The 11,217-nt window shown below is 71.4% G+C and carries 12 protein-coding genes and 1 tRNA gene; 8 read left to right on the top strand and 5 right to left on the bottom strand.

Annotated elements, in window-relative coordinates; genetic code table 11:
• Nucleotides 1–120: 120 nt before the first annotated feature.
• From AB0B20_RS06620 to AB0B20_RS06610, 3 genes are all read right to left on the bottom strand, one after another.
• On the bottom strand, nt 121–582 hold the full coding sequence (locus AB0B20_RS06620) for a RidA family protein (RefSeq protein WP_174535414.1): 462 nt from the start codon (nt 580–582) through the stop codon (nt 121–123).
• Between the two features lie 5 nt (nt 583–587).
• Nucleotides 588–743, bottom strand: coding sequence for a DUF4177 domain-containing protein (locus AB0B20_RS06615; RefSeq protein WP_013289021.1), 156 nt, complete (start codon nt 741–743; stop codon nt 588–590).
• A 62-nt stretch (nt 744–805) separates the two neighbouring features.
• Nucleotides 806–1,237, bottom strand: a complete 432-nt coding sequence (locus AB0B20_RS06610; protein WP_357468740.1) for a hypothetical protein — start codon at nt 1,235–1,237, stop codon at nt 806–808.
• 334 nt (nt 1,238–1,571) lie between these two features.
• Between AB0B20_RS06610 and AB0B20_RS06605 the strand changes: the two genes are divergently transcribed.
• Genes AB0B20_RS06605 through AB0B20_RS06595 form a run of 3 tightly spaced genes read left to right on the top strand, consistent with a single transcriptional unit; the run spans nt 1,572 to nt 4,380 of the window.
• Nucleotides 1,572–2,153, top strand: a complete 582-nt coding sequence (locus tag AB0B20_RS06605) for a hypothetical protein (RefSeq protein ID WP_357468737.1) — start codon at nt 1,572–1,574, stop codon at nt 2,151–2,153.
• Nucleotides 2,154–2,202: 49 nt separating this feature from the next.
• Entirely contained in the window at nt 2,203–3,177 is a 975-nt protein-coding gene (locus tag AB0B20_RS06600) for an ArsA-related P-loop ATPase (protein WP_357468734.1), read from the top strand.
• A gap of 54 nt (nt 3,178–3,231) precedes the next feature.
• Nucleotides 3,232–4,380: an ArsA-related P-loop ATPase gene (locus tag AB0B20_RS06595; protein WP_357385387.1), complete on the top strand. Its 1,149-nt coding sequence runs from the start codon at nt 3,232–3,234 to the stop codon at nt 4,378–4,380.
• A 9-nt stretch (nt 4,381–4,389) separates the two neighbouring features.
• Here AB0B20_RS06595 and AB0B20_RS06590 read toward each other — a convergent pair whose 3' ends face one another.
• On the bottom strand, nt 4,390–4,710 hold the full coding sequence (locus tag AB0B20_RS06590) for a WhiB family transcriptional regulator (RefSeq protein ID WP_043327856.1): 321 nt from the start codon (nt 4,708–4,710) through the stop codon (nt 4,390–4,392).
• A 404-nt stretch (nt 4,711–5,114) separates the two neighbouring features.
• Between AB0B20_RS06590 and AB0B20_RS06585 the strand changes: the two genes are divergently transcribed.
• A complete protein-coding gene (locus tag AB0B20_RS06585; protein ID WP_357468731.1) occupies nt 5,115–7,556 on the top strand; it encodes a transglycosylase domain-containing protein in 2,442 nt (813 codons plus the stop codon).
• A gap of 76 nt (nt 7,557–7,632) precedes the next feature.
• Here AB0B20_RS06585 and AB0B20_RS06580 read toward each other — a convergent pair whose 3' ends face one another.
• Nucleotides 7,633–8,088, bottom strand: coding sequence for a GatB/YqeY domain-containing protein (locus tag AB0B20_RS06580; RefSeq protein ID WP_357385383.1), 456 nt, complete (start codon nt 8,086–8,088; stop codon nt 7,633–7,635).
• 25 nt (nt 8,089–8,113) lie between these two features.
• On the opposite strand from AB0B20_RS06580, the gene AB0B20_RS06575 reads away from it, so the two are divergent.
• From AB0B20_RS06575 to AB0B20_RS06560, 4 genes are all read left to right on the top strand, one after another.
• Nucleotides 8,114–9,007 (top strand): metallophosphoesterase, encoded by an 894-nt coding sequence (locus tag AB0B20_RS06575; protein ID WP_357468726.1) that lies wholly within the window; start codon nt 8,114–8,116, stop codon nt 9,005–9,007.
• Nucleotides 9,008–9,137: 130 nt separating this feature from the next.
• A tRNA-Pro gene (locus AB0B20_RS06570) sits at nt 9,138–9,214 on the top strand.
• Between the two features lie 80 nt (nt 9,215–9,294).
• Nucleotides 9,295–10,017 (top strand): HAD family hydrolase, encoded by a 723-nt coding sequence (locus AB0B20_RS06565; RefSeq protein ID WP_357385363.1) that lies wholly within the window; start codon nt 9,295–9,297, stop codon nt 10,015–10,017.
• A 34-nt stretch (nt 10,018–10,051) separates the two neighbouring features.
• Nucleotides 10,052–11,155 (top strand): ionic transporter y4hA, encoded by a 1,104-nt coding sequence (locus tag AB0B20_RS06560; protein ID WP_357468723.1) that lies wholly within the window; start codon nt 10,052–10,054, stop codon nt 11,153–11,155.
• Nucleotides 11,156–11,217: the final 62 nt, after the last annotated feature.

Raw genomic sequence — 11,217 nt, 5'->3', positions numbered from 1 at the left:
GCGATCGTACGACTCCGCCCGCCGCTCCCCGCGATCTTGCGGTACCAGCCCGAGCTTTGTCCCCGTCTGGGGCTTCTGCCGGGGCGGCAACCGCAAGATCACGGGCGGGGGACGGCCGGGTCACGCGACCTCGACGATGACCTCTACCTCTACCGGGGCGTCGAGGGGCAGCTCGGCCACGCCCACGGCGCTGCGGGCGTGGCGCCCGGCCTCGCCGAACACGGCGCCGAACAGGTCGGAGGCGCCGTTGATCACGCCGGGCTGTCCGGTGAAGCCCGGTGCGCTGGCCACGAAGCCGGTCAGCTTCACGACCTTCACCACGTTCTCCAGCCCGACCAGCGCGTCGATCGCGGCGAGCGCGTTGAGCGCGCACCGCTGCGCCAGGTCCTTCGCCTGCTCGGCCGAGACGCCGTTGCCGACCTTCCCGGTGGCGAGCAGCTTGCCCTCGGCCATCGGCAACTGGCCCGAGACGTAGACGTGCTGCCCGGACTGGACGGCCGGCACGTAGCTGGCCACCGGCGGCACCACCTCGGGCAGTTCGAGGCCGAGTTCGGCGAGCTTCGCGTGGGGTCCGTTGCTCATCCGGGTCAGCCCTTCGGACGCTTCAGGTACGCGACGAGCTGCTCCGGGTTCGGGCCGGGGACCACGGAGACCAGTTCCCAGCCGTCCTCGCCCCAGTTGTCGAGGATCTGCTTGGTCGCGTGGACCAGCAGCGGCACCGTGGCGTATTCCCACTTCTGCATCGGAGGAGGGCTCCCTTGCCTGACTTGGACTTCGGTCAGGCACAGCCTACGGTCCGCCGCCGTCACCAGGACGCGGGACGCGGCTCCGGCGGCAGTGGCGGCTCGCCGCACGGGCCCTCGTGCTCGAAGGGCTGCGGACACCGGCTGCGGTCGGGCAGCAGCAGGTCGCAGAAGACCCGGTGCCTGTTGTTCTGGTCGTCGGCGGTGGAGACGGTGGTCTCGCCCGCGTCCAGCTCCACGAGGAAGCCGAGCGAGGTCGCCACGGTGCCGGCGAGCGCGGTGGCCGCCGCCAGGTCGGACACCCGGACCGGCAGGTGGATGACGTAGCCGGGCTCGTCCTCGTCCCGTCCCTTCCCGCCGGGGCGGGGAAGCGTCCGGACCACCTCGGCCGGAAGGCCGTAGGACCGCTCGTTGAACGGCAGCTCCGCCTCCCCCGGCCGCCCGGCCCGGTCACCCGGAAACTGGGCTCGGGGACTGTTCTCCGCGTCGCGCATCCGTCGCCTCCGGGCGTCGTACCTGTTCACCAAAACCGCCATTCGGCTCGGAACCGTCCCCGGTCCGGCTCTCCGCGTCTGGACGAACGTAGAGCCTCCACCAACTCCCGGCAACGGGACGCGCACGCCTGGTCACGTCGAGTCACATTTACGACACAAGGCTGGTCGGGAAGGCGATAGCCGGTTTCCGTCCGATGGGGCGTGTACGCGGGGCTGGCAAGCGCCTCGCCGACCGTTACCCTTCCGGCTGGACGCGCGCCGACGCGCGCCCGCACACCTCGACCCGTGCCCGTCGCCTGGGGCGGCGACGGGAGCCGCAACCCGGGGGAGACAGATGACCCAACCACCCGCCGGTGGCGACGCCGGCACGCCCGGCGACCCGAATCCGCAACCGCCGCCTCCCGGCGGCGCGCCGCCGGGATCCCCTCCCACAGCCGGTCCGCCGGCGTACCCGTCCGGCGGCACGCAGCCGCGCAAGCGACCGGCCGCGCTGATCGCTTCGCTGGTGCTGGCCGCCGCCGTCCTGCTCTGCGGCGGTGGGGGCACTGCCGCGTTCCTCGCGCTGCGCGACAGCGAGGACGGCCAGGGCGCGAAGGAGCCGCAGGTCGCGGTGGACGGCTTCCTCAAGGCCGTCTACCAGGAGCGCGACGCCGAGAAGGCGACCACGTTCGTCTGCTCGGCGGCCCGCGACGACGAGAGGATCGCCACCAAGGTCGCCGAGGTGCGGGAGTACGTCGCGCAGTACCAGAACCCCCGGTTCCGCTGGGCCACCCCGACAGTCGACAACCAGACCGGCGACCGGGCCACCGTCTCCGCCCGGGTGACCATGACCACCGCCGACGAGAAGGTCGCCGAGCAGGCGCTGCGCTTCACCGTGGTGCGGAAGACGGGTTGGTGGGTCTGCGAGGTCGGCTGATCCCACCGGCCGGACAGAGCTGGTCCCAACGGCTGGTTAGGCTCGACGGGTGGCAGCTAGTGAGCAGCCGGCCGAGTCCGCCGGCAGATGGCCGGCCCGCCTGCACGTGGTGACCGGCAAGGGCGGCACGGGTAAGACGAGCGTGGCCGCCGCGCTGGCCCTCGGCCTGGCCGCCGGGGGCCGGCGCACCCTGCTCGTCGAGGTGGAGGGCCGGCAGGGCATCGCCCAGTTGTTCGGCACCGACCCGCTGCCGTACGAGGAACGGCACCTCGCCGACGCGCCAGGCGGCGGTGAGGTGCGGGCGCTGGCGGTCGACGCCGAGGAGGCGCTCCTCGAATACCTGGACATGTTCTACAAGCTCGGCGCCGCCGGCCGGGCGCTGCGCAAGCTCGGCGCGATCGACTTCGCCACCACCATCGCGCCGGGCCTGCGCGACGTGCTGCTCACCGGCAAGGTCAAGGAGGCGACCACCCGGACCAGCGGGTCGCGCCGGACGTACGACGCGGTGGTGCTGGACGCGCCGCCGACCGGGCGGATCGGCCGCTTCCTCAACGTGACGGCGGAGACCGCCCGGCTGGCCAAGGTCGGCCCGATCAAGACCCAGAGCGACGGTGTCTCCGCGCTGCTCCGGTCGCCGATGACCGCCGTGCACGTGGTCACGCTGCTGGAGGAGATGCCGGTCCAGGAGACGCTCGACGCGGTGGCGGAGCTGACCCAGCTCGGTTTCCCGGTCGGCCGGGTGATCGTCAACGGCGTCCGCCCGCCGGTGCCGGCCGGGCGGGCGGTGACGGCGGCCGAGCTGAAGCGCGGGCTGGCCGCCGCCGGCCTGCCGACCGACGGCCCGACCGTGGCCGGGCTCGTCGAGGAGGCTCGTGACCAGCAGGTACGCCGTGAGCTGGAGGACTCGCTCCGCGGTGACCTGGTGGATCTCGGCTTGCCCCTGGTCGAGTTGCCGCTGCTGCCCGACGGGGTCGACCGGGCCGGGCTGGAGACGCTCGCCGAGGCCCTCGTCCGGGCGGATTGACTCACACCTGCGGCCGGCACGGAGCAGAGTGCCCCTCGGGACCGATACGCTCGATTGGTGCCTTCCGAAGACGCGGCGCCTCCGCTCGACGTCGACCAGATCCTCGCCGACGACGGCGTACGGATCGTGGTCTGCTGCGGGGCGGGCGGAGTGGGCAAGACGACCACCGCTGCGGCGCTGGCGTTGCGGGCCGCCGAGCGGCACGGCCGGCGGACGGTGGTGCTCACCATCGACCCGGCCCGCCGGCTGGCGCAGTCGCTCGGCCTGACCGAGCTGGACAACACACCCCGCCAGGTCAAGGGCATCGACGTCGAGGCCAGCGGCGGCGAACTGCACGCCATGATGCTGGACATGAAGCGCACGTTCGACGACGTGGTGCTTCAGCACACCGACCCGGCGAAGGCGGCGGAGATCTTCGCCAACCCCTTCTACCAGGCCATGAGCTCCACCTTCGCCGGCACGCAGGAATACATGGCGATGGAGAAGCTGGGCCAGTTGCACGCCCGGGGCGAGTGGGACCTGATCGTGGTGGACACGCCGCCGTCGCGGTCCGCGCTCGACTTCCTTGACGCGCCGGCCCGGCTGTCCCGGTTCCTCGACGGCCGGATGCTGCGGCTGCTGCTGGCCCCCGCGCGCAGCGGCGGGCGGAGCATGTTCAGCCTGGTCACGGCCAGCTTCGGGATGTTCTCCAAGGTGGTGCAGAAGGTGATCGGCGCCCAGCTGCTCACCGACCTGTCCGGCTTCGTGGCCGCCCTCGACTCGATGTTCGGCGGGTTCCGGCAGCGCGCCGAGCAGACGTACCGGATCCTGCAGGCCCGGGAGACGGCGTTCCTGCTGGTCGCGGCGCCGGAGCCGGACGCGGTCCGGGAGGCCGCCTACTTCGCCGGCCGCCTGCGCGAAGAGCGGATGCCGCTGGCCGGGCTGGTGCTCAACCGGGTGCACCGGCCGGCGGCGGACCTGTCCGCGGCGGAGAGCCTGGCCGCCGCGGAGCGGCTGGCCGGCATGGGCGGGCACGAGGGCGCCGCCGAGGTGTTGCGGGCGCACGCCGCGCTGGCCCAGCAGGCGGTACGCGAGGAGCGGGTGGCGGCCCGGTTCACCGAGGCGTTCCCGGCGGTGCCGGCGGTGTCGGTGACCGCGCAGCCCGCCGACGTGCACGACGTCGACGGGCTGCGGACGATCGGCGAGGCGATCAGCCGGAGCTGACCGGGCCGGTCAGGTGGCCGTGGTGACCAGGACCTTGTCCTTGCCGGCCTTCTCCTTGGCGTTCTTCTTCATGGCCGCCTCGAACATCTTGCGCCAGCTGGTCACCTGCGGGTGACGGCGCAGCAACGCCCGGCGCTCGCGCTCGGTCATGCCACCCCACACGCCGAACTCGATCCGGTTGTCGAGCGCGTCGGCCAGGCACTCGTACCGAACTGGGCAGCTCCGGCAGATCCTCTTCGCCACGTTCTGTTCGGCGCCCTGTACGAACAACGCGTCCGGGTCTCCGTTCTGACACGCCGCCAGTGACGGCCAGTCAGTGATCATGCCCATCTGTACACGTCCCCCCTTGCAGTACCTACCGACTTCGCGCGAGCAGCCCCTCGTACATCCCCCCGGTCGTTCGCGCCGGCCTCCCCAGGGAGGCACGAACGACACATGGCTGCGGTCGCCGCCACCATCATGCTGTGTAGTCGCCCGATTACGCAACGTTGTCGGCGAAATCCATCATTCCGGACACTCCCGGCTTCCCGGGCTTTCGCCCCGCGACTACCCGGCCCGACTACGTGAAAACGCTGCGCCGCTCCCGGAGTTCGGCGAGACTTCCGCCGGATCTCACGCAACCTCGGACCAGGGCTCGTGCGTTTAGCACAACGAGGCCGGCGCGTGCAGGAAATGGGGAAAGTTCCCCGCGCGCCCGCCGTTCCCTGCTCGCGTACCCTGTCGAGGTGACCTGGATGCGGAAACGTGACCACAACGTGCTGACCAACGCCGCATCGCTGCTGATCTGCGGCCTACTGGCCGGAGTGGTGGTCGCCGCGGCGGCCTTCCCCGTGGCGGCGATGTCCGGACTGGCCGCCAAGGCGGGTGCGGAGACGTTCGAGGCGCTGCCCAAGGAGCTGACAGTCGCCCGCGCCCCGCAGATCACCAAGCTGCTCGCGTCCGACGGCAAGACCGTGCTGGCCACGATGTACGACGAGAACCGCAAGGACGTCAAGTTCGAGGACATCTCGCCGTACATGAGGCAGGCCATCATCGCGGCCGAGGACCACGACTTCTACAAGCACAACGGCGTGGACATCAACGGTGTGGCGCGCGCCTTCGTCAACAACCAGGCCGCCGGCTCCTCCCGGCAGGGCGCGTCAACGCTCACCATGCAGTACGTCCGGCTGGCCATCTCCTACTCGGCCACCCACCCGGCCGACGTCGTCGCCGCGACCGAGGACACCAGCGGCCGCAAGCTGCGCGAGATGAGCCTGGCGCTCCAGGTCGACAAGGAACTCTCCAAGGACGAGATCCTCCGGCGCTACCTGAACATCGCCGCGTTCGGCAACGGCGCGTACGGCATCTGGGCGGCCAGCCAGGTCTACTTCAACAAGCCGCCGAGCAAGCTCGACATCCAGGAGTCGGCGATGCTCGCCGGCATGGTGAAGGCCCCCACCTCGTTCGACCCGACCACCAAGTCGGGCTACCCGGAGGCGGCCGGCCGGCGCGACTACGTCATCCAGAACATGGTGCAGATCGGCGCGATCACCCAGCAGGAGGCCGACGCCGCCAAGAAGATCAAGCTCGTGGTCAAGGGCAAGCGCACCCCGAACGGCTGCACCCAGACCACCACCCGCTCGTGGGGCTTCTTCTGCGACTACCTCTACCGCTGGTGGCTCCAGCAGGAGACGTTCGGCGCCACCTCGTACGACCGTGAGCGGCGGCTCAAGAGCGGCGGCTACACCATCATCTCCACGCTGGACGTCCAGGCCCAGAAGGGCGCCGACAAGGCAGTCCGCAACAAGCTCGGCGAGAGCAGCAAGGCGGCCCGCATGGTGGCCGCCATCGAGCCGGGCACCGGCCGGGTCCGCGCCGTGGCGGTGAACCGGAACTTCAAGCTCGACGACCCGGCCGACCCGCAGAACAAGATCTCCAGCGACCCGAAGAAGGCCAAGAAGAAGATCCGGGGTAACTACCCCAACACGGTGAACCCGCTGGTCACTGGTGGTCCCGGCATCGCCGGCTACCAGGCCGGCTCGACCTTCAAGATCTTCACGCTGGTGGCGGCGCTGGAGAAGGGCTACCCGCTCAGCTACCCCATCAACGCGGGGCCGGTCTTCAAGTCCGACTACCCGGTCGAGTTCAACTCGCCCGCCGCCTGCCCGGGCACCAACAAGTACTGCCCGAAGAACGCCAACCCCGCGATGGCCGGCATGCACAACATGTGGAGCGGCTTCGGCTTCTCGGTCAACACGTTCTTCATCGACCTGCAGCAGCGGGTCGGCGCGGAGAACGTGGTGAAGGCGGCACAGAAGCTCGGCATCTCGTTCCGCTCGTCGAGCGACGCGCAGCTCGCCGCCAACCCGCACCAGTGGGGCGCGTTCAGCCTCGGCGTCTCCCAGACCACGCCGCTGGAGCTGGCGAACGCGTACGCCACGCTGGCCGCCGACGGCAAGTACTGCGAGCCGATCCCGGTGCAGGAGATCCGTGGCCCGGACGGCGACAAGCTGGACGTCGCCAACCCGCGCTGCGAGCAGCGGATCAGCACCGAGGTGGCCCGCGCCGCCGTGGACGCCGCCCGCTGCCCGGTCGGTGACCGCTCCTCCACCACCAAGTGCGGCACCCCCACCGCCGGCAACGTCCGTGGCATCGTCGACGCTCCGGTGGCCGGCAAGTCCGGCACCACCGACTCGGAGAAGACCTCGGCGCTGGTCGCGATGACCAAGCAGTACGCGGTGGCCGGCATCATGGCCGACCCGGACTGGCCGCAGACCACCCAGAAGATGGGTCACGACGTGCCCACCGGCATCAACCCGGCGGTCTACCAGACGCTGCGCGACGCCATGAGGGGCAAGGAGCGGAAAAACTTCACGCCGCCCAGCGGCAAGATCGTCCTGGGCGACCAGCGCTCCATCCCGGGTGTGAAGTGCGAGTCCATCGAGACCGCGAAGTCCCGGCTGAAGGGCGCCGGCTTCGAGCCGGTGGTCTCCAGCAACAAGGTGGCGTCGGAGTGCCCGGCCGGCACCGCGGCCGGCACCAGCCCGGACGGGCGCACCATCAAGGGCGGCGTGGTGATGATCGAGGTCAGCTCCGGCAAGGGCACCACCCCGGAGCAGGGCGGCGGCGCGACGCCGGACCGGCCGGGTGGCCCGGGCGGACCAGGTAACGGCCGACCGGGACGACCCGGGAACTGATTCCAGACAGCAGACAGCGACGGCCACCTCCTACGGGAGGTGGCCGTCGTCCTTTCCGCACTACGGGAGCGCCGGCTCAGAGGCCGAGCTGGCGGCGTACCTCGGCGGCCACCCGGCCACCCTCGGCCCGGCCGGCCACCGCGGCCTGGGCGGCCTTCATGGCCGGGCCCATCTGCGCCTTGCCGGTGAAGCCACCCGCGGCGAGCGCCCCCGAGACCAGCTCGGCCAGCTCCTCGTCGGGGAGCTGCCTGGGCAGGTAGCGCTCCAGCACCTCACCCTCGGCGGTCTCCTTGCCGGCCTGCTCGGCGCGCCCGGCGTCGGCGAAAGCCACCGCCGCCTCCCGGCGCTTCTTCGCCTCCTTGGTCAGCACGGCGAGCACCTCGTCGTCGCTGAGCTCGCGCTTTTCCCGGCCGGCGACCTCGGCGTTGCCCACGGCGGCCAGGGCCATCCGCAGCGTGGAGGTGGTCAGCTCGTCGCGCGCCTTGAGAGCGGCGCGCATGTCGGCGGTGAGACGGTCCTTCAGCGTGCTCATGGACGGTGAAACTACCCTGAACGCCATGCGAAAGCGCACACTATTCCGGCTCGCGGCCGGAACCGTCGCCGCCGGTGCGGCCACCCTGGCGTACGCGTCGCTCATCGAGCGCAACATGTTCACCCTCCGCCGGTACGACGTACCGGTCCTCCCGACCGACGCCGAACCGCTGCGGGTGCTGCACCTGTCCGACCTGCACATGACGCCCGACCAGCGACGCAAGCAGGACTGGGTGGCCTCGCTGGCCGCGCTCGACCCCGATTTGGTGGTGGTCACCGGCGACAACATGGCGCACCCGGAGTCCGTGCCGGGCGTGCTGCGCGCCCTGCAACCGCTGCTCGACCTGCCCGGCGCGTTCGTCTTCGGCTCCAACGACTACACCGGGCCGGTCTTCAAGAACCCCTTCACCTACTTCCTGCCCGACCGGGAGTACACCGAGGGCGTGCCGCTGCCGTACGAGGAGCTGCGCGACATCCTCACCGGCGCGGGCTGGGCCGACCTGAACAACGCCCGCACCACGCTCAAGGCCGGCGGGCGGGAGATCGAACTCGTCGGCGTCGACGATCCGCACATCGAACGGGACGACTACGACGCCGTGGCCGGCCCGGTCAGCTGCGACGCGGCGCTGTCGATCGCGGTGTCCCACTCCCCCGAGCCCGTGGTGCTGGACCGGATGGCGGCCGACGGCTTCGGCCTGCTGCTCGCCGGGCACACCCACGGCGGCCAGGTATGCGTGCCCGGGTACGGCGCCCTGGTGACCAACTGCGGGCTGCCCCGCTCGATGGCGCGCGGACTGCACCGCTGGCCCGGCTCGGACTCCTGGCTGCACGTCTCCGCCGGCCTCGGCACCCACCCCACCGCCCCGGTCCGCTTCGCCTGCCCCCCGGAGGCCAGCATCCTCACCCTGATCCCCCGCTGACCCCCGGCAGATCTTGGTACGCGCCCGCCCTTCCCGGGGCCGATCCGTACCAAGATCTGCCGGGTACGCGGGGCGGGGGGTACCGAGTTTGACCGTGCGGGCGGGTGGGCTACTATTTGTCGGCACGCCTCGGGGTGTGGCGCAGCTTGGTAGCGCGCTTCGTTCGGGACGAAGAGGTCGTCGGTTCGAATCCGGCCACCCCGACCAGAGGTAAGAGGGCACATCCGATGATCGGATGTGCCCTCTGCGTTTCCCGGCCCCGCCCACCGTCGCAGTAGGATCCCGCCATGCCACGCCCGGTCGTCTTCGACCTCTTCCACACCCTGGTCCACGGCGCCGACGACGAGCGGGACCGGGTGGTCGGCGAGATGGCTCCGATCGTCGGGGTGGATCCGGCGGCGCTCGTCGCCGCGTACCACGCGACCTGGCGGGACCGGCTGGTCCGGTGGGATGCGGAGGAGACCGTCCGCATCCTCGCCGGGCGGCTCGGCGGTACGCCGACCGACGAGCAGGTGGCTGAGGCCGCGGCACACCGGCGCGCGCTCGCCCGTCGCGTGCTCGGCCGCGTCTCGCCCGCCACGCTGGACGTGCTCGACGCGCTGCGCGAGCGCGGGCACCGGCTGGCGCTGATCAGCAACGCCACCTCGGAGACGGCCGAGGCGTGGGCGGACGCCCCGCTGGCCCGGCGCTTCGACGTCGCGGTCTTCTCCTGTGCCGTCGGGCTGGCCAAGCCGGATCCGGCGATCTACCGCACCGCCGCGCAGCGGCTGGACGTCACGCCCGCCGACTGCGTGTACGTGGGTGACGGCGCGGACGGCGAGCTGGCGGGGGCGGCGGCGACCGGCATGATGGTGCTGCGCACCATCGAGCACCAGGACACCGACCCGGGCTGGATCGGAACCGTGATCGCGAACCTCCGTGACCTACCCGCTCGGCTCGTGGAGCCGGTCCTGACGGGATCGGACGAGATCGACACGACTACGCGAAGCCACCCCGCCACTCGGGGTTGACAGTGCCTCCTGGCAAAGTATCCGCATGCCGCCGATGATCCGATCCCGACTCACCGATTGGACCACCGTCGCGCCCCTGGTCGCCGTGCTCGTGCTCGTGATGACCTGGGGACGGGAGCTGCCCGGCCCGCTCATCTTCGTGGTGGCGGCCCTGCTCGCGGCGGCTGTGCTCGCCGCTGTGCACCACGCCGAGGTGGTCGCGCACAAGGTCGGTGAGCCGTACGGGTCACTCGTGCTCGCGGTGGCTGTCACCGTGATCGAAGTCGGTCTGATCGTCACGCTGATGATCAGCGGCGGCGACAAGACGCAGGCGCTGGCGCGGGACACCGTCTTCGCCGCCGTCATGATCACCTGCAACGGCATCCTCGGCCTGTCGCTGCTGCTCGGCGCGCTGCGGCGAAAGGTCGCGGTGTTCAATCCGGAGGGCACCGGCGGGGCGCTCGCCACAGTGGCGACGCTGGCCACGCTCAGCATGGTGGTGCCGACGTTCACCACCAGCCGGCCGGGGCCGGAGTTCTCCCCCGCGCAGCTCGCCTTCGCGGCGGTCGCCTCGCTGGCGCTCTACCTGCTGTTCGTGATGGTGCAGACCGGCCGGCACCGCGACTACTTCCTCCCGGTGACCCAGGAGGGCAGCATCCTCGCCGAGGACAAGACCGGAGACGGGCACGCCGAGCCGCCGTCCACGCGTACCGCGCTGGCCAGCCTGGCCCTGCTGGTGGTGGCGCTGGTAGCGGTGGTCGGTGACGCGAAGACGATCTCCCCGGCGATCGAGACGGCGGTCAGCGCGGCCAACCTGCCGCAGGCGTTCGTCGGCGTGGTCATCGCGCTGCTGGTGCTGCTGCCGGAGACGCTCGCCGCCGCCCGGGCGGCCCGGCGGGACCGGGTGCAGATCAGCCTCAATCTCGCGCTCGGCTCGGCCATGGCCAGCATCGGCCTGACCATCCCGGCCATCGCGATCGCCTCGATCTGGCTGGACGGGCCGCTGGTGCTGGGCCTGGGCGGCACCCAGATGACGCTGCTGGCGCTGACCGCCGTGACAGCGGTGCTCACCGTCGTGCCGGGCCGGGCGACTGTGCTCCAGGGCGGGGTGCACCTGGTCCTGCTCGCCGCGTTCGTCTTCCTGGCCGCCAGCCCGTAAGCCGGCAGCCGCCAGGCCGTGAACAGGCCAGGCCGTGATCAAGCCCGCCGAAGAGGAGGGTC

It is taken from the genome of Micromonospora sp. NPDC049151, from assembly GCF_040648395.1.
Classification (GTDB): domain Bacteria; phylum Actinomycetota; class Actinomycetes; order Mycobacteriales; family Micromonosporaceae; genus Micromonospora.
The sequence above is the reverse complement of the archived record's forward strand: the minus strand, read 5'-3'. Positions and strand labels throughout refer to the sequence as shown.